Annotated in this window: 27 protein-coding genes and 1 pseudogene; 15 read left to right on the top strand and 13 right to left on the bottom strand. The window is 43.3% G+C overall.

What is annotated here, in order from left to right; genetic code table 11:
- Positions 1-117 precede the first annotated feature (117 nt).
- Entirely contained in the window at positions 118-342 is a 225-nt protein-coding gene (locus AB4405_RS13160; RefSeq protein WP_102532637.1) for a hypothetical protein, read from the bottom strand.
- Between the two features lie 148 nt (positions 343-490).
- Entirely contained in the window at positions 491-1,438 is a 948-nt protein-coding gene (locus AB4405_RS13155; RefSeq protein WP_372061216.1) for a LysR family transcriptional regulator, read from the bottom strand.
- 100 nt (positions 1,439-1,538) lie between these two features.
- On the opposite strand from AB4405_RS13155, the gene AB4405_RS13150 reads away from it, so the two are divergent.
- Positions 1,539-2,885: an MATE family efflux transporter gene (locus AB4405_RS13150; protein ID WP_372061215.1), complete on the top strand. Its 1,347-nt coding sequence runs from the start codon at positions 1,539-1,541 to the stop codon at positions 2,883-2,885.
- Positions 2,886-3,049: 164 nt separating this feature from the next.
- Here the strand turns inward: AB4405_RS13150 and AB4405_RS13145 are convergent, their stop codons facing one another.
- Positions 3,050-3,796, bottom strand: coding sequence for a YSC84-related protein (locus AB4405_RS13145; protein ID WP_372061213.1), 747 nt, complete (start codon positions 3,794-3,796; stop codon positions 3,050-3,052).
- 166 nt (positions 3,797-3,962) lie between these two features.
- On the opposite strand from AB4405_RS13145, the gene mtgA reads away from it, so the two are divergent.
- On the top strand, positions 3,963-4,628 hold the full coding sequence (gene mtgA, locus AB4405_RS13140) for a monofunctional biosynthetic peptidoglycan transglycosylase (protein ID WP_372061211.1): 666 nt from the start codon (positions 3,963-3,965) through the stop codon (positions 4,626-4,628).
- A gap of 6 nt (positions 4,629-4,634) precedes the next feature.
- On the opposite strand, the gene AB4405_RS13135 is transcribed toward mtgA, so the two are convergent.
- The gene (locus AB4405_RS13135) at positions 4,635-5,840 is read right to left on the bottom strand and encodes a multidrug effflux MFS transporter (protein WP_372061210.1); all 1,206 of its coding nucleotides are present in this window, start codon (positions 5,838-5,840) and stop codon (positions 4,635-4,637) included.
- An 88-nt stretch (positions 5,841-5,928) separates the two neighbouring features.
- Here AB4405_RS13135 and AB4405_RS13130 point away from each other — a divergent pair, with 88 nt between their 5' ends.
- The 3 genes from AB4405_RS13130 (at position 5,929) to AB4405_RS13120 (ending at position 8,405) form a co-directional block, all read left to right on the top strand.
- On the top strand, positions 5,929-6,822 hold the full coding sequence (locus AB4405_RS13130; RefSeq protein WP_372061208.1) for a LysR family transcriptional regulator: 894 nt from the start codon (positions 5,929-5,931) through the stop codon (positions 6,820-6,822).
- 142 nt (positions 6,823-6,964) lie between these two features.
- Positions 6,965-7,318, top strand: coding sequence for a hypothetical protein (locus AB4405_RS13125; RefSeq protein WP_372061206.1), 354 nt, complete (start codon positions 6,965-6,967; stop codon positions 7,316-7,318).
- A gap of 223 nt (positions 7,319-7,541) precedes the next feature.
- Complete coding sequence (locus tag AB4405_RS13120) at positions 7,542-8,405, top strand: SDR family oxidoreductase (protein WP_372061205.1); 864 nt, start codon at positions 7,542-7,544, stop codon at positions 8,403-8,405.
- 28 nt (positions 8,406-8,433) lie between these two features.
- Here the strand turns inward: AB4405_RS13120 and AB4405_RS13115 are convergent, their stop codons facing one another.
- Positions 8,434-8,673 (bottom strand): hypothetical protein, encoded by a 240-nt coding sequence (locus AB4405_RS13115; protein WP_102532630.1) that lies wholly within the window; start codon positions 8,671-8,673, stop codon positions 8,434-8,436.
- Positions 8,674-10,237: 1,564 nt separating this feature from the next.
- Between AB4405_RS13115 and AB4405_RS13110 the strand changes: the two genes are divergently transcribed.
- Both AB4405_RS13110 and AB4405_RS13105 read left to right on the top strand, forming a co-directional pair.
- Positions 10,238-10,876, top strand: a complete 639-nt coding sequence (locus AB4405_RS13110; RefSeq protein ID WP_372061204.1) for an isoprenylcysteine carboxylmethyltransferase family protein — start codon at positions 10,238-10,240, stop codon at positions 10,874-10,876.
- 33 nt (positions 10,877-10,909) lie between these two features.
- Positions 10,910-11,326, top strand: a complete 417-nt coding sequence (locus tag AB4405_RS13105) for a DUF2141 domain-containing protein (RefSeq protein ID WP_372061203.1) — start codon at positions 10,910-10,912, stop codon at positions 11,324-11,326.
- A gap of 287 nt (positions 11,327-11,613) precedes the next feature.
- Here the strand turns inward: AB4405_RS13105 and AB4405_RS13100 are convergent, their stop codons facing one another.
- Positions 11,614-12,501, bottom strand: coding sequence for a LysR family transcriptional regulator (locus tag AB4405_RS13100; protein ID WP_372061202.1), 888 nt, complete (start codon positions 12,499-12,501; stop codon positions 11,614-11,616).
- Between the two features lie 174 nt (positions 12,502-12,675).
- On the opposite strand from AB4405_RS13100, the gene AB4405_RS13095 reads away from it, so the two are divergent.
- Positions 12,676-13,746, top strand: a complete 1,071-nt coding sequence (locus tag AB4405_RS13095; protein ID WP_372061201.1) for a linear amide C-N hydrolase — start codon at positions 12,676-12,678, stop codon at positions 13,744-13,746.
- A 486-nt stretch (positions 13,747-14,232) separates the two neighbouring features.
- Here AB4405_RS13095 and AB4405_RS13090 read toward each other — a convergent pair whose 3' ends face one another.
- From AB4405_RS13090 to AB4405_RS13075, 4 genes are all read right to left on the bottom strand, one after another.
- Positions 14,233-14,850 carry a hypothetical protein gene (locus AB4405_RS13090; RefSeq protein ID WP_372061200.1) on the bottom strand — a complete coding sequence of 206 codons (618 nt, stop codon included), beginning with the start codon at positions 14,848-14,850 and terminating at the stop codon, positions 14,233-14,235.
- 29 nt (positions 14,851-14,879) lie between these two features.
- A complete protein-coding gene (locus tag AB4405_RS13085) occupies positions 14,880-15,302 on the bottom strand; it encodes a hypothetical protein (RefSeq protein WP_372061199.1) in 423 nt (140 codons plus the stop codon).
- Positions 15,303-15,472: 170 nt separating this feature from the next.
- Positions 15,473-15,994, bottom strand: coding sequence for a hypothetical protein (locus AB4405_RS13080; protein ID WP_372061198.1), 522 nt, complete (start codon positions 15,992-15,994; stop codon positions 15,473-15,475).
- Between the two features lie 78 nt (positions 15,995-16,072).
- On the bottom strand, positions 16,073-17,002 hold the full coding sequence (locus tag AB4405_RS13075) for an abortive infection family protein (RefSeq protein ID WP_372061197.1): 930 nt from the start codon (positions 17,000-17,002) through the stop codon (positions 16,073-16,075).
- Between the two features lie 708 nt (positions 17,003-17,710).
- On the opposite strand from AB4405_RS13075, the pseudogene AB4405_RS13070 reads away from it, so the two are divergent.
- From AB4405_RS13070 to AB4405_RS13055, 4 genes and pseudogenes are all read left to right on the top strand, one after another.
- Positions 17,711-17,882 (top strand): annotated as a pseudogene (locus tag AB4405_RS13070) (AarF/ABC1/UbiB kinase family protein); the annotation flags it as partial.
- An 87-nt stretch (positions 17,883-17,969) separates the two neighbouring features.
- Positions 17,970-18,515: a glutathione peroxidase gene (locus AB4405_RS13065; RefSeq protein ID WP_372061196.1), complete on the top strand. Its 546-nt coding sequence runs from the start codon at positions 17,970-17,972 to the stop codon at positions 18,513-18,515.
- Positions 18,512-18,979: a DUF3429 domain-containing protein gene (locus AB4405_RS13060; RefSeq protein ID WP_372061194.1), complete on the top strand. Its 468-nt coding sequence runs from the start codon at positions 18,512-18,514 to the stop codon at positions 18,977-18,979. The genes AB4405_RS13065 and AB4405_RS13060 overlap by 4 nt, the downstream gene beginning before the upstream one ends.
- Before the next feature lie 913 nt (positions 18,980-19,892).
- Positions 19,893-20,486, top strand: coding sequence for a GNAT family N-acetyltransferase (locus tag AB4405_RS13055; RefSeq protein ID WP_372061192.1), 594 nt, complete (start codon positions 19,893-19,895; stop codon positions 20,484-20,486).
- Positions 20,487-20,610: 124 nt separating this feature from the next.
- Here AB4405_RS13055 and AB4405_RS13050 read toward each other — a convergent pair whose 3' ends face one another.
- The 3 genes from AB4405_RS13050 to hcp form a co-directional block, all read right to left on the bottom strand.
- Positions 20,611-21,003 (bottom strand): RNA polymerase subunit sigma, encoded by a 393-nt coding sequence (locus AB4405_RS13050; protein WP_102532374.1) that lies wholly within the window; start codon positions 21,001-21,003, stop codon positions 20,611-20,613.
- Between the two features lie 155 nt (positions 21,004-21,158).
- The gene (locus AB4405_RS13045) at positions 21,159-22,181 is read right to left on the bottom strand and encodes a 2Fe-2S iron-sulfur cluster-binding protein (RefSeq protein ID WP_372061191.1); all 1,023 of its coding nucleotides are present in this window, start codon (positions 22,179-22,181) and stop codon (positions 21,159-21,161) included.
- A 59-nt stretch (positions 22,182-22,240) separates the two neighbouring features.
- Positions 22,241-23,902, bottom strand: coding sequence for a hydroxylamine reductase (gene hcp / locus AB4405_RS13040; RefSeq protein ID WP_102532376.1), 1,662 nt, complete (start codon positions 23,900-23,902; stop codon positions 22,241-22,243).
- Between the two features lie 300 nt (positions 23,903-24,202).
- Between hcp and AB4405_RS13035 the strand changes: the two genes are divergently transcribed.
- The 3 genes from AB4405_RS13035 to AB4405_RS13025 are packed head-to-tail and all read left to right on the top strand — an operon-like array spanning position 24,203 to position 26,601.
- The gene (locus tag AB4405_RS13035) at positions 24,203-24,925 is read left to right on the top strand and encodes an amino acid ABC transporter ATP-binding protein (RefSeq protein WP_372061190.1); all 723 of its coding nucleotides are present in this window, start codon (positions 24,203-24,205) and stop codon (positions 24,923-24,925) included.
- Between the two features lie 29 nt (positions 24,926-24,954).
- Positions 24,955-25,749 (top strand): amino acid ABC transporter permease, encoded by a 795-nt coding sequence (locus AB4405_RS13030; RefSeq protein ID WP_102532392.1) that lies wholly within the window; start codon positions 24,955-24,957, stop codon positions 25,747-25,749.
- Between the two features lie 27 nt (positions 25,750-25,776).
- Complete coding sequence (locus AB4405_RS13025) at positions 25,777-26,601, top strand: transporter substrate-binding domain-containing protein (protein ID WP_102532378.1); 825 nt, start codon at positions 25,777-25,779, stop codon at positions 26,599-26,601.
- Positions 26,602-26,661: the final 60 nt, after the last annotated feature.

Below are 26,661 nucleotides of genomic sequence, written 5' to 3'. Positions count from 1 at the left end.
CGCTGGGGGCGTTTTATTTTGTGTGCAACGATTATTTTTGTGTGCAACGACTAGGGCTGCTCCTAAATGAGCTTTCGTTGTATTAACAACGGATTGTATTCGCAACTACGGCAAGATTTATTCCTGATTGCGGCGTTGGTTTTTAAACTTACGCCCTAGGTATACGACACCAATGAGCAACGCAACATAGTAAAAACCTTGTCCCACATACTCCATCAAGTCATTAACGTTAGGCAAAGTGACATGCTCAAACATGGACAATACTTGGTCAGATTTTCCTGAATCAAATATCATCCATACCGTAATGGCAATACACACCAATAAAAAAATCCAACTTCTCATTTACTCAATCCTATAACGTCTTAACAATGTAGGTAGCTCTCTCAGCCATCGCCTATAGTCGCGGTAGACGGTCATTGTCTTTTATACTTAAGTGAAAACTAGCAAGCCTCGACAATAATTTCAGTGATTAATCACTAGTTTTTGGTACTTAGAATTCTGGTATGCCCCACTGATGATGCTCTGATAACCTCTTTAATTTTTCAAGTTCCTGTTGCGTTTCAGCTTTCAGCCATTCCACAAGCTCATCAACCACCGGAGAGTCGGTTCTTTTGTGGCAATAATAACGCCATGCGCTGTAATGCACTGGCGCATGACTAGGGCAAAACAAGTATTCACGCTCCAATTCAGGTAACGCGAGTAATAAGTCTGTGACCGCCACGCCCTGCCCTGATAGGCAGGCACTCAATGTGAGATCCAATGTATAAAACGTCGAGTTTCTTACTGTTTTTTGATCAACGTGACCCACTTTTTTAAGCCAAACACGCCAATCGTGATGATCGAGTGTCGGGTGAAGCCTAGGTAACGACAACAACGTGTCCATATCACCATGATCATTCATCATAGGTTTAGTACACACCGGCGCCATGTACTCTTCTCGTAAGAACAATATTTCGGGGTCATGTTCAAAACGTTCACCATAGCGAGTGGTAAACACAAATAGATCATAGTCGCCCGCACGTAAACTCTCTTCTTCATCAATGACCGGAATGACAACAATTTCATTGTTAGGATAGCGCTCACTTAGCTGATGAATCTTTGGCAATAACGAACGTGTAGCAAAACTTAACGCCGCTCGAATGACAATCTTTTGATTCGGTGTGACACGCCAGGAATCCAACAATGAATGCAGCGAACGGTAATTCCTTTCTAGAACGTCTTGAAGCTCTTGCCCCTTCAGCGTCAGCTGAATCGTTCGATGACCTCTCACAATTAAAGATGCATTTAACTCATCTTCAAGTTGTTTTACCTGACGGCTCACTGCGCTTTGGGTTACGTGAAGTTCATTTGCCGCCATTGTAAAGCTCATATGCCTTGCGACAACTTCAAACACCTTTAGGCTGTTGTGTGAATAAGGAATATTCGAATAGGGATTCATAATTGCTCACATGACTTCAAATCATATGAGAGTGGCATAAATGTTGATTGAACGCCACACCGAGTTATATAAACTACTCGACTCATCACCCGAGGCTATCATGAAAAAAATTCTCTCTCTCGCGACCCCATTGATTATTTCTCAGCTTATCTCTATGGCATTGGTATTGACGGATGTTTGGATGATGGCTCGACTCAGTGTAGCCGATCTTGCAGGAGGTGGTTTAGGTGCTTCGGTTTACACGTTTGTTTTTCTCGTTGCAGGAAGCACAGTGGGGTGTGTTGCAAACTTAATCGCGATCGCATACGGGCAATCAGTAGCAAGGCCCGAATTCGGGCATCGACAAATTCGGCTGGCAATCAAAGGCGCCGTGATATTGTCTGTGGTGTTAAGTATCCTACTCACATTCTTGTTTGTTTATGCGCCTCAATTTCTCATGTTCGCAAAGCAACCAGAAAGTACCATCACCATCGCCATGAAGTATCTAGATACACTGAAATGGGCAATGTTACCGACACTGCTACTACTGATTTTACGCGGACTCACAAGTAATTTCGGCGATGCGAAGTCTGTCATGATCATGTCTTTAGTGACTGTCATCTTAAATGTTCCATTGAGTTATGGTCTCGCGTTTACACTCAATATGGGTATAGCCGGCCTTGGTATCGGCACTGTACTGGCCGCTTCTTTCGTCCTTATTGGCTACAGTATTTGGGTCTTCAAGCGTCCGGTCTACTATAAATATGCACCATGGCGTCAACTTGATGAGTATTCATGGAAGCTAGTGTTACCACTGCTTTCTATGGGTCTACCTATCGCGATCGCGGCTGGCTTAGAAATGGGGCTGATTTATGGTGGGACATTAATGTCAGGCATGATTGGTATCGCATCCCTTGCCCTTCACCAAATTCTGCTGCAGTGCTTAAGTTTTACATGGAACATCAATTTTGGCTTTTCTCAAGCGTCAGCGATTTTGGTGGGTAAGGATTACGGCAATAATAATTTTGCGGGCATAAAAGCAACCGCTAAACGAAGCTTCGCGCTCGTTACCGTATTAAGCGCGGTTCTAGCCATTGTCTTTATCATGTGGCCAGATGCTATCGCCAACCTATTCCAACTCGATGACCAAGGTGACACTGACCTAACACACATGCTCTCTTCACTGATCTGGGTTGTCGCACTCAGTTTTGTTGTCGACGCATGGCAGTTATTAGCGATGAACCTACTTCGAGGGATGAAAATTGTTATTGTGCCCACGATTATGAGTGGGATTGGGTACTGGATATTTGGTCTACCATCGGCATGGTACTTAATGAAGCATTACCAATTGGCCGGTATCTGGGGAGGCATTCTTGTTGGCTTAGCGGTGACAGGTGTGATGTTGCTTATTCATTTGGTTATTAAACTCAATCAATCGGACCAACTACCACAACCTGTCTCAGTTTAGCTATTGAAGTTGCCACCGTTGATGGCATTTACAGTGATATTCCCACAGAACCAACGCGCAGCCTTGATGACACAAAGCCTCCAAAACGGAGGCTTTGTGTCATCACGAATCGTGCGTATGACTTATGTTTAACAATCTACTATTACTATTACTATTACTAAGTGTTACTTATTATCGTAATTGTTGTTCGGTGCGAACGTAAAACCTTGGCCACCAATGGCCGCTTCATACATCAGGCCACCTTTGGTCAAGGTAAACACTGACATCCCATTAATGTACGCCGCTTTACTTTGATTATCCCCAGCCTGCGCTCCTGCCCCAGTTGATCCCGCTTGTGCACTTGCCCCCAATGTAATCGCGACAGCAGAAGCTTGCGCGCCAAACTCAAAACTACCACTAGTAAACGCGTAGTAGTCGGCTTTAGTTTCGAAGAAAATGACCTCACTGTAAGCCTGAGCTCCAAGCTGAAGGCCGAAACTCAACTGCGCTAAAGTGGTCTCACCCACATGAACGCCCTGACGATAGACTTTGCCTTCACCATAAGAGCCACCTAACCCAAAACCACCTTTGCCAACCGTTGGAAACACAGCATACCCATAGGCATTCTCAAAAAATGGATGCGTCGCATCCGCTTCTTTGAAACGGTTTAATGTCGCTTCGATTTTACTCGCTGGTGCTGCAGGCTCTGCCGCTACATTATTGTTTTTGGTTGGCTCAGCGACTACCGACTCTGTGCTCACGCTCTCCGTGGCATTAACCGTCTCGGTATTTGTGTTTTCAGAAACGCTTGTATTCTCGGAAACATGAATAATGTCGGTTACCGGTGCGGGTTCGTTCGTATTTGCCAATACAGTAGGCGCAACAGTCATGAAAGCCAACAAGATTGTATTTCGCCTAAAATTCACTAGCATCGTCGTTCCTTAATGATATGTTGTCGTTTCTTATAGACGAATCATACCCTAGATAGTTCAAACTAATAGGAAAATAATGCCCATCATTGTTGTTTATTCTGGTGTCACTGCCAAAAGCCACCTACAATTACTTTTCGCGGACTAATGTACTAACTTTTTGAATTTTATGATAAAGAAACTAATTATAAACACCATACTCATTTTAGCTGGTGTCCCCATCTTACTGGTTTTTTCATTAAAGGTTCTCAACCCACCAGTCTGGGGTTGGCAAATCAGCCGTACGCTATTCCCACCTGAAAGCTATCCGGACAGCGTTCTTCATGATTGGGTGCCACTCCAAGATATTTCCCAAAGCATGCCATTGGCTGTTATCGCCTCTGAAGACCAGTTGTTTACTAAGCACTACGGCATCGATATTGATTCCATCTTGAGTGTATTGAACGAAACCACAGGCACACCATCGCGCGGTGCAAGTACCATTACTCAACAAACTGCAAAAAATGTGTTTTTGTTCCCAAGCCAAACCTACGTTAGAAAAGCGTATGAGCTGTACATTGCGTTACTTATGGAAGCGATTTTGAGTAAAAAGCGAATCATTGAAGTATATCTCAATGTGATTGAATTTGGTCCAGGCATATACGGTGTTGAGGCTGCAAGCCAATATTACTTCGGCATCACAGCAAAACAGCTGTCTGCCGCACAAAGTGCCCAGCTAGCAGTCGTACTTCCGAACCCTTATAAAATAAAGCCTACCCCAAATACGCCTTATGTACAGCAACGTACGCAATGGGTATTAACACAAATGAATAATTTAGGACCAATTTCATTTTAACGGCGGTTACTCCACTGCCGAAGTAGAGGAGTAGCGTTTAATCTGGCTCATCAGTAACACAACCGCCATCATCACAGCCGAGAGCATATAAAAGCCGCCCAAGCTTTTTTGTCCATCAATCCAATGCTCCACTAAATGTGCGCCTAATACGCCTGCTATGACCATTTGAATTGAGCCAGACAGTGCCGATACTGAACCCGCTTGCTGCTTATGGGGGCCAAGTAACAAACTGATTGAAATCGGAAACGACATCCCCTGTGCAATCGTCAGTAGTGTGAAAGAAAAGATCAAATTGAATACCGATATGGATGTCATCAACAGCCATAAACCAGACGTTGCCATTATGCTAATAGCGAGCAATAGTAGCCAAGCGGTCGACAAGTAACGATTAAGAATATTCAAAGAAACACTGCCAAGCAATAGCCCTGCAGATGGGATAATCATAATCGAGCCATACTCTGCAACCGTCAATCCCAGTTCGTGTTGCATCAAAAATGGAAATAGGCTTAGCGACACAACAGCTCCTAAGTAGCTGATCCAGTTGTAACTCGCACTGCCGATCACCTGTGGGTTGACGATGAGCTTAGAATACGTCTGCAACACGCCTTTTATCTCAAAACGACGAGGGGCATACGGCAGTGTTTCGGGCAAAATGAACCACCCCAACACATAAATAGCGATGAGATAAACCAATACAAAAACGAATACCGCCTCCCACCCGAGTTGAAAGGCAATCCAGCCACCAAAAACCGGCGCAATAATCGGCATAATCGAAGCGGTCATTGAAATATAAGACAACGCCTTGGTCAACTGTTTGCCATCATAGCTGTCTCGTAACACACTGCGTCCCAACACCGACGCACTGCCTGCCCCAAGACCTTGTAAAAGGCGACCAAATTCCAATGCAAACAAGTGTTCTGACAAAACGATACACAATACAGTACCAAGTAGATAAACCCCTTGGCCAAGTAAAAAGACCGGTCGCCTTCCTATTGAATCAGAAAGCGGACCATAAAATAGCTGGGACAAGCCAAAGCCCACCAGAAATAGTGTCACTAACATTTGAGCATCAGCGTGCGTTAGCGATAGAGACTCACTAATTAGCGGTAACGAAGGCAAATAAATGCTGACCCCTACTTGGCCTGTTGCAATGATCATCATAGCAAGCAGCATCGGGGTTTTATTGAAGGGTTTGGATTGTTTTTTATTCATACGCTTAGTCTATATTGCGTATTACTTTATGATAATAGAGTATGATGGAAATAGATTATATCCCCAAAAGAAACAATGGAAAACTGATATGGATTGGATTCAGTGTATTAACAGCTATATAAGAGTCGTAGAAGAAGGGAGCTTTAATGGCGCTGCCCGACGAATGAACACCACAAATTCGGCGATTAGTAAACGTATTCATTGGCTAGAAGACATCATTGGCGTGCAGCTTCTAAAGCGCACCACTCGATCAGTGACACAAACAGAAGCTGGTGCACTGTTTTACCAACGAGCTAAAGATTCAATGGATCGATTTCAGTCCATTATCGACGAGACACGCTCAGTCAACCAAACACCGGCTGGTTTGCTAAGGATTGGAGCCACCATTGCAGTCGGGTCAAAGTTTTTAGTGCAATACTTTAGCGATTTCTTGCTCAAATACCCAGAGATTCGAATACAACTCATCACAACGGCACCGGGTCAATTGCCAGACTCCAACTTAGATATCTTCATTAGCCGCGAGATTGAACAACTCAATTCATTAAGCATGAAGCAGATCAAACTGTTCGAACAACAAGTGGGCCTATACGCCGCGCCTTCTTATATCTGTCAACATGGCGAACCAACCACCATCGAAGATCTTAAGCAACATAACGTCCTCATATGGGGCGAACGGCCACAGCGGGAATATAAAATAAACAAAAACCAAAGAGTCACATTGTCTGGTAATTTCGCCACCACAAACCCAGAAGCGTTGTTTTTTGCCGCCAAAAGTGGCATGGGTATCTTAATCGGTAACGATGCCATGATTAAAGATGACATCAAGTCAGGTGCGCTCGTTCGGTTACTACCCGAAATTCAAGCCGAAGACTCGACCATGTATGCGTATTACCCAGCCCTTGATTATGAACATACCCGAACCAAATTGTTTCTCGACTATATAAAAAACCGGTTAGCTCAGTCCGATGTCCACACACAGTGATAAGTCGAACCTTGAACCATCATAGATAAAGCGTTCATTACTGGCCCACACAATCAACGTTAAACCATACACTTTCTATACAATTCAACGCAATAACCGGATAGTTCGTGTGTAATAATCACTACGTTGATTGACGTGGAGTATGGTAGTGATCCTTTTCTTTTGTCTCTGTTTAGCCAGCTATTATTTGCTCGTGAGCTATGCTGGCGTTAAAGCATTTCGTGCTGAGGCGTTAAAGTGGTCTGACGCGCTACTACCCATTTGGGTCATCGGTTGGTGGTCTTTACTTGCTTCAATCGGCGTAGGCCCACAGAGCTTAGGTAACCTTGTTGAATTACCATTACTCCTATTTTTAGCCTGTTTACTGTTTAACCTTCGAATCTACCTCGTGATATCGCAACATTCATCGACGTTCGCAACACCATTAGTCGTGTTGATCATCACGCTTATATTCACTATCGGTGTCAGAGTGTATTGTCCTCTTATTCCCGAATAAGTCGATTTTTCACACTTGTTGTTTCGGAACTATTATCGTTTTGGAGCTATTGTTGTTTCGGAGCTAATGTCATTTCGGAATCATTACCACTTCGCAACCAACCTCACGTCGCGACGGCTTATTCATATTTATCTACAAAAAAGTCCAACACATCCAGCAAAGATTTCTGCGTGCCTCAGTATTTCCGTTACTATTACCTCAGATGATTAAAAGGACAAACTTAATGCTGAACACAAACGTATTGATCGCAGGCTCAACAGGTTATCTAGGGCAATATCTGATATCCGAAATAGAAAGCCGCGATATGACGTCATTTTCAGTTGCTCGCAATCCAAAGAAGTTAAATAGTTTAGGTCTTCGCTCTGAACAAATCATTACCGCACAGGTGACACAGCCTGACACGCTGCGTGGCATCTGTGAAGGCATTGATGTGGTCATCTCGACCATCGGGATTACTCGTCAATCTGATAAGCTGTCCTATGAGGATGTCGATTATCAAGCCAATATAAATCTACTGCGCGAAGCAATGAGTTCGGGGGTGAAGAAGTTTATCTATGTGTCGGTATTTCAAGGTGATAGGTTACAAGATTTAGCGATATGCCAAGCGAAGGAGAAGTTTGTCTTCGCGCTAAAACACTCTGGGATTGATTACTGTATCATTCGACCTACGGGTTTTTTCTCCGATTTAAGCGAGATTTACCACATGGCAGAAAAAGGTAAAGCGTATTTATTTGGAGATGGTTCATATCGCAGTAATCCAATACATGGTGCCGATCTTGCTAGCGTGTGCGTCGACGCAATTGAGACAAACATGACCGAAATTGCCGTAGGTGGCCCAGAGATACTGTCCCATCAAGAAATGGTTGATATCGCTTTTGATGTACTCGGCAAGCGTGCTCGAATCCGCATGATTCCCGAATGGATTCGTAAAAGCGCATTATGGTTTGCGCGGCACTTAACCCCCAAATACGCCAGTGGCCCCTTAGAATTTTTTATGACCGTTATGGCCATGGATATGGTCGCGCCCAAATATGGTCATCGAACACTAAAAGCGCACTTCGAAACGCTACACAACAATCCCAAATAGTGCACAGAGACTGCCGATGAACCCTGCGTTACACAAATTGAAGCAATTCAGAGGGAGAATACCGCTCCGCTTCTTTGCCTTGAGCAATAAGATCGATCACTTTTAAGTGATTCATATCCCCAAACTCTGTAACTAGATAACGCCGAAATGCTTGCTCATTTGGCCACTTCCCGCGGACTGTGTAGCCTTCTTCTATGTCAAAATCTTCCGTTTCAAAAAAAGAAAAATCCGTCATACCAATGTTATGGCAATACAATACGAGATACATGCTGGCTCCTTTAAGTCTAAGAATGAAACATTTAAGTCCAAGATGCCTGTAGATGCAACCCATAACCAAGATGTGATACACACTTACGCCGTCATCCTCGTGCAGACGAGGATCTTCATCAGCGTGTGACTTACTTAAATAGAAATAAATCACACCCGAATAGGGTCACAACGCGCTGATGAAGATCCCCTTTTTCAAGGGGATGACGGGTATTTTAATTTGTGAACATATAGCACTTAGCTTATCCCTCTTCAAACCATCCCAATTACGCCGTCATCCTCGTGCAGACGAGGATCTTCATCAGCGTGTGACTCACGTAAATAGAAATGAATGACACCCGAATAAGTTCACTACGCGCTGATGAAGATCCCCTTTTTCAAGGGGATGGCGGGTATTTTAATTTGCGAACATATAGCGCTTAGCTTATCCCTCTTCAAACCATCCCAATTACGCCGTCATCCTCGTGCAGACGAGGATTTTCATAAGCGTGTGACCTACTTAAATAGACATGAATGACACACGAATAAGTTCACTACGCGCTGATGAAGATCCCCCTTTTTCAAGAGGATGACGGGTATTTTAATTTGTGAACATATAGCGCTTAGCTTATCCCTCTTCAAACCATCCCAATTACGCCGTCATCCCCGTCCAGACGAAGACTTCATCAGCGTGTAGTCACGTAAATAGAAATGAATGACACCGGAATAAGTTCAACTACGCGCTGATGAAGATCCCCTTTTTCAAGGGGATGACGGGTATTTTAATTTGTGAACATATAGCGCTTAGCTTATCCCTCTTCAAACCATCCCAATTACGCCGTCATCCCCGTCCAGACGAAGACTTCATCAGCGTGTGACCCACTTAAATAGACATGAATGACACCCGAATAGGGTCACAACGCGCTGATGAAGATCCCCTTTTTCAAGGGGATGACGGGTATTTTAATTTGTGAACATATAGCGCTTAGCTTATCGCTCTTCAAACCATCCCAATTACACCGTCATCCCCGTCCAGACGAGGATTTTCATCAGCGTGTGACTTACTTAAATAGAAATGAATCACACCCGAATAGGGTCACAACGCGCTGATGAAGATCCCCCCCCCTTTTCAAGTGGGGACGGTTAGTTTTTATTTGTGGGAGCAGATCAATTGACCAACTCACTACAAAAACAGACAACCAAAAGATGCGTAATGTAAGTTTAGTCATTCTAAATTTGTAGACATAATGAAACCCTCAACAACGAACTAACCACAACAACTGTGCTGGCGGTTTACAATTTAAAAGATGTTGTTATGAAAATATCACTTTTATATCTTACCGTTGCTTTATCTACTTTTGGCGTTATTCAAAGGCGAATACGTGTTCTTACGCAACCTTAGAAATGAACGGCAATACTTTTGTCGTACGTTCAATGGAAGCACCTAATTTTTCACATGCACCACATACTTCAACTGAATTCTAGGGTGTTACACCAACATTCCAAGATGTCACCATCGTTTCCAATAATTGAAGTATGGGGCCAGTAAATATATAAACTTAACGACTTAGAACCAGGATACAACAATGAAAATATCGAAACCTTGTGTCACCCAAGTGCGGCATTTCATCAATGCTCATAAAATACTAACGCCTTTCGTGGTTCTGGCTATGATGGCCTGGTTCGACTTCTGGGGAACTTCAGCTTGGGTTTATCTAGCACTGCATGGCACCTACTGTGGCTTGTGGATGGTAAAAGAATACAGCTTCCGAGATCGACGTTTTGAAGAAGAAATTCACCCTGTAGCAGGTTTGATTTTTGTGTTTGGAATGCTTGGCGCTTACTGGATAGCCCCCTATTTAATCGTCAGCCAGCAATTAGTATTACCTAGCTGGTTGATTGGGTTGAGCGTTGGTTTAGTGATACTAGGTTGCTTCTTCCATTTTGTCAGTGACGCACACAAGCATTCAGTGTTGGCAATTCGCAAGGGGTTAATAACCACAGGGCTGTTTAGTCGCACTCGCAACCCCAACTACTTGGGAGAAATGCTTATCTATCTTGGCTTTGCACTAATGGCACAACATTGGCTTCCTTTTGTTGCTTTAGCCTACTGGTGGAGCTTCTTTATTCGAAACATGCTCAATAAAGACAAGTCGATGGCTCGATATGCTGAATTTGCCGAGTGGAAGCAAAAGACAGGCCTACTATTACCCAAAATTCTTTAATTCACCCATTAAACCACACACTAGGAGATAACTATGGGACGTTTGACTATCATTATTGGTCTGTTATTTGCTTCACTTAGTTTCGCAAACGCTGCCGAGGTGACTTTAAAGCTTTCAGGCCTTGTAGCCGCAGAAGGTAATATCCGCGTCGGTTTTTTTACTGACAAAGCCAAGTTTTCTGAAGGTGAGTACACTATTGGCCGCATCATTGAAGCCCCTCAGGAAGGCAAAGAAGTGATTGCTAAATTAAATGACATTGCTCCAGGCGAATACGCAATCTCTGTGTATCAAGACCTTAACTTGAACAAAAGCTTAGACAAAAACCTATTTGGTATTCCGAAAGAGCCCTATGGTTTCAGTGGGAATTGGACTAGTGGCGCAGCGAAATTTGAGCAAGCGTTGATTCAAGTTGATGAAACCGGCACGGTCATTTCAATTTCACTATATTGATATCAAGACTTGAACATGGGCAAGTAATAAGGAAATGCTTGCTAGTTCGGCGATTGGTAAACAACCAGTTCAGTAAAAAACTTACTTCTGAGACCTCGACAAATGGGTAAAGCTTGACTGAAACAGAGTGAACTTTGGCGGCCAACACTTGAAGCACAATTGAAGTATCTATTTGGCTTCTTTAATCGAGATAGTGTCAGTGGTGCGGCTGGATTTGAATCGTCTAAAAATCCCTTATCTACCTGCTGCTGTGTATTGCTCAAGCTAGGGAGATATTCGTACAAAAATTATCGATTTGGCAACTGTGCAACTTTCTTAATAAATAAATCCATCGCTGCATTTTTTGGTTTTGCCGTTAGCCAGCTCAGTTCAGTTGCCCATTGATTCGCTCGCAAAGCGCCTGTTGGTGAGATATAAAATTCATCCAAATCACCAGCAGCAATAGCTCGTTCGCAAATAAAGCCAGGTAGCATCGCCCATGCGTTGCTGTGAGAGAGTAAATCTAGCGTGCTACGACAATTATTACTATAGATGATTCGTGAACTCAGGTTATGTGTATCTTGTTTGCCAAGCTGTTTCATAAATAAAGCCCCAACTTGTACCTGACCACGAATTTGCTCTAAAGGGATCACTTGTTCTTTAAACTCTAAACTTGGCGAGGCCACAAAGGTGACATCAAAAGAATAACCATCGGCAAGTGTAAGTTCGTGATGACCACTAAAGAGTGAAACCCCAAACCCTACGTCGGCTTGTTCATTTAATACATATCCCCGAACTTGCAATGGGTCAGTGCTGAGCACCTTGAGCTCCAAAGCTGGGTAGGTGGATAAAACGTTGTCACAAATCTCGCTAAGCTCTTTCCCCATAAGGTCACTGTCAACAGCAATAGTTAGGCTGCTTGGCAGCCCTTCAAGAAGACTATTTGCTTTAACGTCGAACAGATCGTATTCACGTATCACTGAGCGCGCATATTGATATAGCTCCAAACCATTTGGAGTTATCTCTAATGAGCGCGGCTTTCGAATAAAGAGTTCAACGCCAAGCTCGGCTTCCAAATTCGCGATTAAGCCACTCACGGTAGACGTATGTTTCCCAATCTGGTAGCTCGCTTGTTTGAAACTGCCCTTATCGACCGTTATTACAAATGCGTTTAATTGTTCTAAAGATGCTGACATTAAAAAATCCGGATTTTTTGCTTAGATTTTAACTTTACCACAAGAGAGGGTTGTTCCCATCCTTGGTCTAGTTCTTAGTCTAACGATTCTGGCGCATGATAGCACCATCAATCAGGCAAACATTGCAGCTTAGCGCGATAAACCTGATTACAAATTAATCTTAGAGGTATTATCATGAAAAACTTCAAATTCAATAAAATCGCTTTGGCAGCCATCACAGCGGCGTCTGTTATTGGTGGCCTATCAACAGCAAATGCATGTTCACGCCTTATAATGGATGGCGGTGAGACACACGGTGTAACCGTGGCTCGTTCGTTTGATTGGGGTGGCTCGGAATTACAATCCATCGCAAAGGCTCTGCCTGTTGGCACTGAAATTACCACCTTCGATGTACCTGAGTATCAAAACCCTGCGTCATGGACAGTTAAGCACCACACTATTGACTACGTTGAGGTTGAAACATTCCACAGTACTTCTGGTGAAGCCATCAATGATAAAGGTTTGTCGGCATCAATACTGTATCAAAACCCTTCCGTAGAATTTGTAAATAGTTCGCAAGACACTGGGGCACCAGCTGTCCATATGTCGAATATCGTGCAATTTCTGGCGACTCAATTCGCGACGGTAGACCAAGCGGTAACGGCATTTGAAGCGGGAGAGTTTCAAACTGCGTGGATTACTGGTATTGGAGGCCATCAACACGGTTTCCATTTCTCGGTTCAAGATAAGTCGGGTGACATTGCCCTGTTCCAACTAAATGAAGGTGGCAAGATGGTTGTTCACCGCGGAGACATTAACAGTGACTTGAGAGTGATGGCGAACGCGCCTTTACGTCAAGATGTACTGAAGTATGCAGAGCAATTTGACCTTAATGATGCCACAAATCTACCTGGCTCTATCAGCTCTCGAGACCGTTATATTCGTGGTTATCATGCAACGGCGAATATAAGCTTAGATGGTAATGCTGACTGGGTTGATGTTCGCGGTAAAATGAAAGGAATATTCGACTTTGGTAATAAGGTTCCTCAAGATCTTGTCGACCCGACTAACCAAGAATCTTATGCGACATGGGAGACTTACGTCTACAGCTTGGAAACCGGTGACACGACCTATTACAACGAAGGTAATGGCTCTCAAATCAATATCAATTTCTCAGCAACCGTAGACTTTACCAAGCCTATGTGCGCCGATATCTACCAACAATCGCGCGCTGACCAAAAAATCACATGGTCTACGTGTGGTTAAAGGAAACGTTTGACCAATGAAGGTAATGGCTCATTGATTGAGCCACTACTTTCATTAATGTCAGCCAAGTAATAGCTTGTAGTGAAATAGCGGATTGGCCGAAATTAAGAATCAAATCTACGATATTACTTAGAAAGAGCAGTCTTAAATTACTAGGCTCTTCCAACCATCCCAATTAGGCCGTCATCCTCCTGCAGACGAGGGGCTTCATCAGCGTGTGACTGACTTAAATAGAAATGAATAACACACGAATAGGGTCACAACGAGGGTCACTACGCGCTGATGAAGATCCCCTTTTTCAAGGGGATGACGAATAGTTTTTATTTGTGGGAGTAACAACATACCAGAGTCTGTTTTGCGTTGACGAAAACAGCTGATGAAAACCGAACTGGCACGTTTGTGGACAAAAGTGTTTTAGGTCTATCGCTCTAAAACACTTGTTCCAGATTAGAAAAAGTATCTTGATAGCTTAAATGTTTGTTCAGTCTATTCTCGCGTCATAGCTTTCATGAAATTTGTAACATCTTCAAGTTCAGGAAAGTCATCTCCCTGCCGCCCCCAAAACTCACCAACATCAACGAACAGTAAGTACAGGTAAGAATGGTACTTTAAATAAAAGTCCGTTAGATTAAGATCTTTGGTGCGTTCATAAGAAGCATGGCCAGCTATCTTGTTGCGATACACCCTGAAATTTTGTGCAAATGAGACTGGTATCGGTAAAAAACTTTCATAGTGAGAAATGTCATTTTCATAACTTGGAGCTTTTCCACGTTTAATACGGTCAATTCTCCCATTAACCACACGATAAGCATCCTCCGTGATTAGGGAATCAATGAACTGATTTTTCTCGATACCTTTTTTGTTCGTAATATTTTTGTTTTCAAAATCTCTTGCATGGCAGGCTAATAGGAACTCATATAAATGATGTATAAAGTATGAATATGAGTTGTATGTACGATAAGACTTGTATTTGTCATGCTCAGACAAAATTAAATGTTCCGCAGACTTCCGAAACTGCTCAAAGGCATCACGACACTTGAAGTACTCGTGTTTAATTGCGATACATTGATGATAATCAGCATCTGTGCCCGTTTTAATTTTCATGTGCTGAACTCCAAATAAACTTAGCCTTGCTATAATTGGTGTTGGTTATTATCACCAGTAAAGCGGTACACGCGCTTCGTTACTTTACGGCTTTCTCCTCCTAAGCTGATTGATGCCCCATCAAGATTACCTGAAGCATTTAAACCAGCGGCTCCTGCACCTTCGTAATACTCTTCAATTTCTACTTCATGAGCATTTTTAATACGTTCAGCAATAGCCAACTCTTGTGCCACAACTGCCTGCATTTTTGCCATATTAAGAGAGATGGCTTGCTTTCTTGCTTCTGCATCAAGAGCTTCGAGTTCACCAGTACCTTGAAGCCTTTCGGTCTCTTTTGCAGATTCAATCACAACACCAGTTAAAGCACTAAGCACAGGTGAACTTGCTTCTAGCACTTTTAATGCCGCATCCAGTACTTTCTGAGATGTTTTCTGCTCTATTAAATCGCTCATTAATTCCTCTGAATAAATAACGTTTTTGGTGACGGATTTTCCTGTAACTCTCCCTTGCCAATCTGAAAGACGGGATGAACGATATCCGACTTCAAGAATGAGCAGCTACTTATGTATAAGCGCTGGGTAATTACCGAATAATCCCACTTAACACTCACTTAAGGGGTTTATTACAAAACCTTTTTATACTTATGTACATTCGTATTACAGGTTTCGTATAAATAAATCGAGTCGAATATCTGTTGATTTGCTAGATCGGCTTTTAAAGTTTCAGGGAAATTATTAGCAACTTCATCTAAATCAAAAAAAGGGCCATACAACCCAACTAAAAGTGTTCCTTTTCCGTTTGAGTTGGCTATAGAAGTCATTGTTTGCTTGTGAAGTTTTTCAGAAATAACTGATACTACCTTGCTAGTGGTTGTTTCATCAGGGTCAGCAACTAAACCACCTTGTGAAGGTCTGTGAGGAACGTCATCTGCGCCATAAGAAGTTATGCTAATGGCAACATCTTGGCTGTAAAATGCATCGGTAATTTCTATCCAAGTGTCAGTGCCATTAATTTCTACAAAAGCATCTGGTGGATCTGGTTGAGTCTTCACGGTTAGTGATTGGCCTTTGCCTTTCAAGTATTCACCGAATGAAGCTAAGACACTATTTTCGTGTGCCTCTTTAATTTTTCTACGCGAAACCATAAGAATACCTATAACGCCTCACTAAGAGGCGAGTAATTGTTGGCTAAAATGTGAAGCGAAGCGAAACCGAGCCAACTGTTACGAGTCCTGCTTTAGTGACTTGTTAAGTTTTTGTTTCAACCTGCGTAGTATATAGGTACTTGCTGTAGCTGAAGCATCGTTAATTAACCGAGCATAATGCTCAGGGGCAACATAGTCTCCTGGAGTAAAGCCATGCGCAGTTCCAAAGTGCGTTCTCATTGACCCTACGGCTGAAAAGATACTTTTAACTCCACCAAATAACTGTTTCATATCGTTGTTAGCTTCTGAGTTATCAGATAAATCAAGTGCTTTTACTGCCGCGCCAATTAAATTAGTTATGTCTTTTTTATTTGGCAAAGGTTCATTAGTCTCTTTTAATACAAGCCTGCAAACAGACTCTAAATAACTTGAAGATCGAGTTATTGAATCTGAAGGATCTGATTGAATAGAGCTTCTTGCTTTAAGCCAGACTCGCAGCAGCTCTTCAGAGTTAGTATCTTTAAGTGCATTAATTGTTTCGTTTGCAACTTCTTCTGATTGTGAATCAAGGGCTTTATTTAATGAATCAATTGAGCCTATAGTGTTACTTTCAATTGAAGCTAAAGACTTTTCGATATTAGATAAAAGATAATTTATTTGTTTTTCGGAAGAAAGCCTTTCAAGCCATTTAATAGGGCAAGATTTTAAATTTTTCGTTTGAACAGTTTGATATTCTTCAGGCACTTGACTCATGGAGTCATGAAAATCATCTTCTGTTGATCTATATACTACTTTTAGCTCCCCATCACTAAAAGATAAATGTCCGTAGATCCAATCATCAGGACCAATCATCTCAAGTGTTTCTTGCGCAGACTGCGCCCACACATCGACCCCACTTAAAGACTCAGAGAGAGTGTTATTTAGTTCTTCTAATTTCGACACGAAAGTATTTCGTTGATTTCTAATATTTTCGCTACGATTTTTAATTTTTTCTATCAGCGATGACACTGGACTCTCCTAAAACTTAACGCTTTATATATGGTAAGTTGCCGCTTATCTTGCCGCCTATTTAACCAGTAATGAGATTGACTGTAAATCACCCACCAAATCAAATCATAGACTTAAGTCAATTTTTCGTCTGTAACAAGGCAGGATAAATGACATTTTGCAATCTGTCCTGACTTGGTATTTGTTTAGTGAATAGACTTAATAATTGGTAAGGTCTGGAACCTATCGACATTCGAAGATTAGAAAAAGTATGTCATCACGCTGATTGGAACTTGCTATTGATAGTATTAACTAAAACGTCTTGGGGCAGAACTTTGTTAGCGATGATCGCGCTGAGGAGCCTCTGGACAAAAACGGTTTAGTTTCCTTTTCCCTCCAACTAACAACATTCGTCATCCTCACGAAAGTGAGGATCTCACAAAGCGCGTAGACAATTGAAAAAATTTGATTAAGTTAAGTACATCGAGTTCGCAACGCGCTGAATGAGATCCCCTTTTTCAAGGGGATGACGGTTCTTGTGATTGGTTTGAAACAAAAAATGGGGCAAATCTGAGCTAGCTGGCACTTTGAGAAAAAAATGCCAAAAGCAAAGCTTTAGGACAACAATAAGTTGCAAAAATCGAATAACAGCGACTCACGAATAACTATCGATATGTAAATTCCAAAGCCGCTTAATTTGGTGTCCAATATTAATGGTGCAGTTCATTTCGTGAAGCAGAAGCCATACTCAGCATGGACCGAGAGTATTGGCACGCACCACGAGCCGATGCTCTATCCCTACGCAGTAAAATTAGAGACATGTACCTGCTGGGCTCTCCTCCTTGGAGCCGAGATAAATATCAGGCGCTTAGTGGCGCCCTATTTACTCACCGATAGCTGATTCTTAAGCGATTACGGTCTTTTAAGTGATCATTTCAAATTGATCAACCGTAGTAAAGGTAGCGCAATCTAAAAATGAGTCGGACCTATGAAACATTCACTGCTGTGCTCCACCACCCTAATTGCTAGCCTAACAAGCCCACTCGCCTTTTCAGCAAGCTGTCCTGAGATACTTGATGGCAAACAAAGGTTGTTAAATTCAAACGAAGAGATTGAACTGTGTGAAGAATTTGAAGGTAAAACTTTATTGATTGTAAACACGGCAAGTCAGTGCGGTTTCACTCCTCAGTTCGAGCAACTTGAGGAGCTCCACCAAACGTACAAAGATCAGGGGTTCACGGTTGTTGGTTTCCCCAGTAATGATTTTCGTCAAGACAGAGGGAGTGAGGAGCAATCTGCTAAAATCTGCTACCTAGATTATGGCGTGACCTTTCCGATGATGGCGCGAGCATCACTCTCTGGACCTGACGCAAATCCAGTCTTTTCGAAAATCCAACAACAAGCAGGCGTCAAACCGAAATGGAATTTCTACAAGTTCTTAGTCAACAAAGAAGGTAAGGTAGTAGCCACCTTCCCAAGTTCTACATCGCCAACCAGTACTACCCTCAAAAATGCAATAGAGCAGCAGCTATGAGTTCAGACTACGTGGAGACAACTCACACGCGCAGCACTATGGCCAAGCTCGGCTACATGGGCTTAGTGCCCTTTTTATTCGGCCTGTGGTTATCGCTCACCGACAGCCAACTCTTTACCTTGAGCGGCGAAACACTCTTCATCAGCTACAGCGTGGTGATCTTGAGCTTTTTGTCGGGCATCTTATGGAGCAATGGGATAGAGAACTTCGAAAGTCAATCCAGCAACAAAGGTCTAATTCTGAGCAATGTCATTGTATTGGCCGCTTGGCTAGCGGTGCTACTCGGTGAGCAGAAAGAGTTTCTCACCACTCTGATCCTTATCATTGGCTACATAGCAGTGTGGCGAGCGGAAAGGTCAATGAGAGAAGAGAACCAAAGTGAAGGCCCCGACGGCTATTTTGATATGCGAACCAGATTGACCTCTAGCGTGGTATTAATGCACGGTATAGTGATGTTGACTTAAGCAAGTGACGCTTGCATCACGTATATAAGGAGGCATGTCTTGGGTTTTTCCACACATTACTTTTTGTAGATCGACACTAGCTCATTATCTGTAACGTATGTGGAAGCGCAATAAGCTTTGAGGCAAAACTAAGTCAGCCGACCTATAATACTGCTTTGGTTTCTCGAGTGCTGCCGGTAGATTCCTTTCTTCAAAGGAATGACGAATTATTGAGTGTTATGTTAGCTAATTAAGGATAGCTTTTATCAGTTAGGTCTTCAGAAGCGCAGAATGCACTCTAGCATGTGGTTACTCCCACCAACCAAGATGGCCGTCATCCCCTTGAAAAAGAGGATCGTCATCAGCGCGTTGTGTGTCTGCTTTTCAGAATTCGTTTTTGTTTTAAGGTAGCCACACGCTATGGGAGATACTCGTTTCCACAAGGAAGACGACGTAAGTGGATGGTTTTTCAATTATTCGATTTTTATTGTCATCACCTCAGACTTGGCATTTGTGATACGCCCAAAAATTGTCAAACCTTAGCATTCACATTGCGAAAAACCGCATGAAAAGTCCGCCTTTCTGATCGAACTATTTTGTCCTTTGACCGCTACTCTCAAACCATTCAACACACGTTTCTTTATCAAAGGGAACTTAACAGCAACATGTTTGGTCACAAGATAAGATATCACTAACGTTACGCTACCTAACCACCGTCGCTTGTATCTCTCTTCGATCGCTAACCGAAAGGATAAGATACGACTTTGTAGGTTCATTGACCTATTTCGTTCATATCACGTGATGTTATTGACAATACTTCTCTGCCCTGTTTTATTTGTTTGCACGTATGAGCATAATTATCTCAAATAAAACCTCACGCGAAAAGTTAGTCTCGGTGAGTTCATCGATTTAAAGCACACCATAAGGAATAAACATGTCAACACTGAATATCATAAAAGCCGACTACACCTCGGTCCCTGCACTCAGCAATATGTTTATCGCTGCTTATGCCAACAATGAAGCCATGCAAGCTGCTTTACGCCAAGATCAAGCCGCCGATTTTGCCCATGACGCATACTGGCGTTGGGCAATAGGGGAATGGGGTTTGGCAGGAGGAGAGGTCTACACCACGCCAGACGATGAGGGCTGTGTCATTATGCGTTCACCCGGCAAACACCAAGCCGATGTGATGCAAAAGATGGAGTTGCTCGCTATCGTTACTCGAATGATGGGTTCAAACAAAATTGAGCTAGCGAAAGAAGTGTGTGAGCAAATGCTGGCCGTTCCTCCGCTTCAGGACTGTTACTGGCTGTGGGGCTTAGGCGTTTCTCCTGATGCAGGAGGCAAAGGGCTTGCTGGCGCGCTCATCAAAACCGTTACAGACCAAGCTGACGCGGCTGGAAAACCCACTTACGTTGTCGCATCGAGTGAAAAAGTCGTGACCACTTTTGAAAGACGTGGCTTTGAAGTGCTGTCGAAAAGTGAGAACTTTCCGTATTGGTTTATGCTTCGTCCCGCACAAGGCTAAGCCCAAAGAATGAGACTTCAATAAAGAAAAAGGTGGCAAAATAGCCACCTTTTTCCATATCATACCGTTTAATTCAGCGACTCAGTGACGACAAGTCATCCTAGTTGCTAGGAATAGCAGCGTATTAATTTAACACCACATAACCGCGATTCGTCATGCAGTTTTTGACGACCGTTTGACGGTCATTCTGATATTGTTCTTCATTTCCGCGTCGAGAACGATTTTTACCAATAACACCCGTTGCCAAACCAATAGCCGCGCCTTTTTTCGCCCCTTCAGTCCCAGAGCCGCCCGCAATCGCGACACCGGCCGATCCTAACGCCGCCCCTTTTGCCGCACCACTCACCGCGCCGCCAGAGCTTTGTCCCTTTTGCACTTGGTTACTGAGTTCTTCACATTGGTGTAAATCGTAGACGTAGTCTTTTTCATCGACGCCTGATTTATCAATAATAATGTTCGCCATGGCGGGAAAAGAGAAAAGGATAGATAACGAGCCAGTAAGTAGTAGTTTATTCATATCAAGATATCATTAAGAGTGAGTGGGCAGTTGGCATCGTAGCAACAACCCATCACCAATTTGGAATAAACGTTATTCCAAATTGCATCTTGACATCTCACCCCTGCGATTAATCAGGCATCAAACGTGCGATAAATCCGATTACTTTTTGTTCACTAGTTAAGCGCGATCTCAACATCCGATTCGATTTGACTCGAGCAGGCTAAGACAAAACCTTGCTCTATTTCTTCTGCTGTCAACGTTTCTACGCTGCTCGATTTAACTTGTCCAACTTTGACTTTGCACTTACACGAACCGCAGATCCCACTTCGGCAGGCGGCAATGACTGGAACGCCCCCTTTTTCTAACGCTTCTAGAAGTGAGCTGCCCGATGCGGCTTCTAACTCAACACCAAAATCAGGGACTACCACCTGAACGGTACTATTGTCTTCAACCGTTTGAGTATTGGAGACAGGCGTAAAGCTTTCTTGATAGAACTGCGACATATCAAAATGCGCCTGTTCCAATGCCGACTTCACCACTTCCATGAAGCCAGTTGGGCCACATAAATAGATGGTTCGCTCATGAAAATCAGCCACCAGCTTTGTGAGCCAATCCAAACTGATCAAGCCTTGTGGAAAGTCAGTACCCGAATTGTCTTCTAGCAACATTTTGAGTGTGAAATTATCCGTGTGCTTGCTTAGCTCTGTAAGCCTGTCGAAATAAATGGCGTCTTGTTTGCTTTTAGCAAGATGCAAAAATTCAATATCAACATCGGTAGATTTTGATAACCAGTCATCCACCATCGACATAACCGGGGTAATGCCACAACCTGCACTGACCATCAGCACCTTAGCTTTAGGTAGGCAGTCAATATTATTGAAGCTTCCCAGCGGGGCTTGCACGTCTACATGCTCGCCTAGCTCAAGGTCATCAACGATGTGATTGGAAACTTGGCCACCCTTAACCCGCTTGACGGTAAATTTGAGCGAGTTTTCCCCTGGCATTGAGCTTATTGAATAAGCGCGATAAGCCTTCTTACCAGCAATATCAAAACCCAATGAAGAAAATTGCCCTGATTTGAATCTAAAGTCTACTTTTTGGGCAGGAGAAGAAAGTTCGAACGAAACCGAATCCGGCGTCTCAAACCATTTTTTAGTGCACGTTAGCGCAATCGATTGTGAATTAGACCATGCCATATTACGTTTCCTCTAAATAGAAACGGCGCCAGACGGGCGCCATTTCTTTTACCTAATGATTAAGCTGCCAAGATAGTTTTCAAGTCTTCTTCAACGGTTGTAATACCGCGCATATCAAACTTCTCTTGCATGATTTTCAGAAGGTTATCGGTTAGGAACGCAGGCGCTGTTGGGCCAGTGTAGATACCCTTCACACCCAGTGCGAATAGAGTTAACAGGATAACGATGGCTTTTTGCTCAAACCACGACAACACAAGTGTCAGTGGTAATTCATTGATTCCGCAATCAAATTCTTGCGCCAGTGCGAGGGCAAGTTGAATGGCAGAATATGCATCATTACATTGACCAACGTCCAGTAGACGAGGAATGCCATTAATGTCGCCAAATTCATTTTTATTGAAACGGAATTTACCACACGCCAACGTCAAAATAACGCTATCGTCTGGTGCTTGAGCCGTGAAATCTGTGTAGTAACTACGCTCAGATTTATCCCCATCACAACCGCCAACTAGGAAGAAGTGCTTAATCGCGCCGGCCTTTACCTGCTCGACAACCGCTGGTGCTGCCTGCATCAATGCATTACGACCAAACCCAACAGTGATCATATGTTCAATCTCGTTGTGTTTAAAGCCTTCACGCGCTAATGCACACTCAATAACCGCACCGAAATCATCCCCTTCAAGGTGGACAACGCCTGGCCATCCTACGATGCTACGAGTAAACAAGCGGTCGGCATATTGACCTACATCTGGGTTTAGCAAACAGTTTGACGTCATAACAATCGCGCCAGGGAAGTTAGCAAACTCTTTTTGTTGATTTTGCCAAGCGCTACCATAGTTACCCACTAGATGAGGGTACTTTTTCAATTCAGGGTAAGCATGTGCTGGCAGCATTTCACCATTGGTGTAAACGTTAATGCCTTTGCCTTCGGTCTGCTGAAGGATTTTCTCTAGGTCATGAAGGTCATGCCCTGAGACCAAAATGCATTTACCTTGGACCGTTTTGACATTGACCTGGCTTGGCTCAGGATGACCAAAGGTATCCGTTTCACCCTTATCCAGCATCTCCATGATTTTGTAGTTCATCAAACCAATTTGCATAGAGGTATTTAGTAACGCCTCAAGCTCTGTTGGGTCTGTACCTAACCAAGACATGATCTGGTGATATTCAGCGTACACGGTTTCATCAGTTTGAGATAATACTCGCGCGTGCTCTAAATAAGCCGCTGCACCTTTTAATCCATATAAGCACAATAAACGCAACCCAATGACATCTTCATGTAGGCTATCGTGACCACGGTTTACTGCTGCTGTCGGCGCGAATGCTAGCAACGCTTCTTTTGATGTTGGAAGATCAAACTGAGCAGCCGCAGACAAGGTGTCTAATTTGATATCTTGAAGCGTTGCAGCCGCCGTCACTTGCTCTTGTAGGCGTGATTTATAAGTAGCCGCTAGGTTTGCGAGTTCAATAATACGTTCAGGGTCAAAGTTAACATTGGTCAATGTTGCGAAGAATGCACGAGGTGCCCATTGATCAATCTCGTGGTCAATAATGCCAACGTTACGGCCTTGTTCTGCCCAAAAAGAAACCCCTTGTAAGGCGTAAACCAGTACATCTTGTAGATCAGAAACCTCTGACGTTTTTCCACACATACCTTGAGAGTAAGAACACCCCTTTGAAACAGGGGTTTGGATAGTTTGCTCGCATTGAATACAGAACATATAAAGAACTCCAGTGTTTTAAATTCCTTGCTTTGATACATTGTCAAAGCCATTTATTAACTCAAGCTTAATTGCACTAACCATGCCAAAAACTAAAATTTCATAACCAGTTGTAATTAATGGCATTTAACATTAAATCCACATTTAAATTGTGTCATTAAGACTACGGCATACTGGGTTTTTTATAACACATAAGTGTCATTGTGACTCATATCGATATGCAAGCACGCTTTATTAGTGTTGAGGCAGGTTACCGTTGTTGATAAGGTATGGAGAAATAACAAAAAAAATGGCTTTTTAGTGAACGCAGTAGTCTTTGATAATGTCGATAAATGGTTTGGTGGGTTTCAAGCGCTCAACGCTGTAAGCCTCACGGTTAAACAAGGCGAAATTGTTGTTATTTGTGGGCCATCGGGCTCAGGAAAGTCAACGCTAATTCGCTGTATTAACGGCTTGGAGCAGCATAATTCAGGTCAGATCAGCGTCTTAGATCAACCCAACCATTCTAAACATATCTTACCAGGTCAGATTGGTATGGTTTTTCAACATTTCAACCTATTTCCACACCTTACCGTACTTGAAAACCTAACGTTGGCCCCCATTCGAACATTAAAGTTGACGAAAAAGGAAGCCAACGAACGAGCTCTGGAAATGCTGACCCGAGTAAAAATAGCCGAACAAGCCAACAAATACCCTGCACAGCTGTCTGGCGGTCAACAGCAACGAGTTGCGATTGCTCGTTCCCTTTGCATGAAACCTACGATTTTGCTCTTCGACGAGCCGACTTCAGCGCTTGACCCAGAAATGATCAGTGAAGTGCTCAATGTCATGATTGAATTGGCAGAAGGAGGGATGACTATGTTATGCGTGACACATGAAATGGGCTTTGCTAAACGTGTCGCGGACAAGGTGATATTTATGGATGAGGGATGCATCATCGAATCGGCCTCTCCGCAAACCATTTTTGACTCCCCTCAGCACCCACGCACAAAAGCGTTCTTAGATAAGATACTAAACCATTGATGGTGGCCAAAATCTCGTTAACAATACCAATGCTTGCCAAAATACTAAGACCTGTTGTGTCTGCTGCGCTGCAAATTGCGGTGGTCATCATTGCTCTGGTTTGGTTACTCGACAGTGGCGCTCAGAACATGGGTTATCGCTGGCAATGGGAACGTATTCCCGATTACTTAGCCTTTTATGAAGATGGTCAATGGTGGCCTGCTGAATTACTAGAAGGGCTGATTGTCACCATCAAAATTAGCACTGTTGCCATTGCCTTTACGTTAATCTTCGGACTCGCAACGGCGCTGCTAAAGCTGTCTAACTCCATAATAGGACGAGGCATCGCCCACTGTTATGTTGAAGGCATCCGTAACACACCATTATTGGTACAAATTTACCTGCTGTATTTCGTTTTCGGTCCTATAATTGGCCTCGATCGATTTGCTACCGCTGTGTTCGCCTTAGCGTTATTTCAAGGTGCTTACACGGCTGAAATCTTAAGAGCAGGTCTCATCAATATTCCAAAAGGACAAAGAGAAGCCTGCCGAACGATTGGCCTTTCGCCATTCTATACCTACTATGATGTGATCCTTCCTCAAGTCATCAGGCGCACTCTCCCACCATTGACTAACGAGGTGGTATCACTCGTCAAAAACTCATCTATAGTGAGCGTAATGGCCATTTTCGATCTCACCACTGAAGGACGAAACATTGTCTCAGAAACCGCGATGCCATTTGAAATTTGGTTCACTGTGGCTGCTATTTATTTAGTACTGACACTCTCATTATCCGCCTTATCCGCTTGGCTAGAACATCGGCTTAGCACAGAAAAACACACCTAATCTCAATTGTTCTTAAGGAGCGACATTATGAAAGGGAAATTTAGAAACATCATTAGCGCAGCAACCGCAATTGTGTTGGGGCTGGCTGTGTCACTTGGCGCTAACGCGACTGAAACGCCCAACCTTGATAAAATTAATGAACGAGGCACATTACGTGTGGGGATGTCCACATTTGTACCTTGGGCCATGCGAGATAAACAAGGTGACCTCGTTGGCTTTGAAATCGACGTCGCCAGAAGACTAGCCGCCGATTCAGGATGGAAGGTTGAATTTGTCCCAACAGCCTGGGACGGCATCATTCCTGCGCTGTTATCACAAAAATTTGATGTCATCATTGGTGGGTTGTCGATTACGCCTGAACGTTCAAAAAGCGTCTTATTTACAGAACCTTACTCCCATTCTGGTGTACAAATTGCCGCAAGCAAAAAACTGGCTGGCGATTTTTCATCTATCGAAGACTTTGACTCCCGTCGCATCAAAATAGCGGCTCGACGTGGTGCCTTTACCGTTCAGGTCGCTCGTGAAACCTTCCCTAAAGCTAAAATCCTTCAGTTTGATGACGATGCACAAGCTTTTCAGGAAGTATTAAATGGCAACGCCCATGCGGTTATTGCCTCAAGCCCAAAACCAGAGCATGAAGCGGTAAAACACGCCGACGCCTTGTTCATCCCATTTGAAGACAGGCTCTCAAAAGGCAACGAAGCCTTTGCTGTGCGACTTGGCGAGACGGACAAAACCGCCTTTTTCAATGAATGGATCCAAGCTCGCACAGAGGATGGGTGGTTAAAAGAACGCTATGAGTACTGGTTCTCCACACTCGATTGGCAAAATCAGGTCGCAAGTGGGCAGTAACCTATGACAAAAACGAACGATCAACCAGTGTCTAAGCTATATCGCGACGAGAGATCGGCA

The sequence above is a fragment of the Vibrio sp. 10N.261.51.F12 genome, assembly GCF_041471725.1.
GTDB lineage: Bacteria > Pseudomonadota > Gammaproteobacteria > Enterobacterales > Vibrionaceae > Vibrio.
This window is presented reverse-complemented; position numbering and strand designations above follow the sequence as displayed.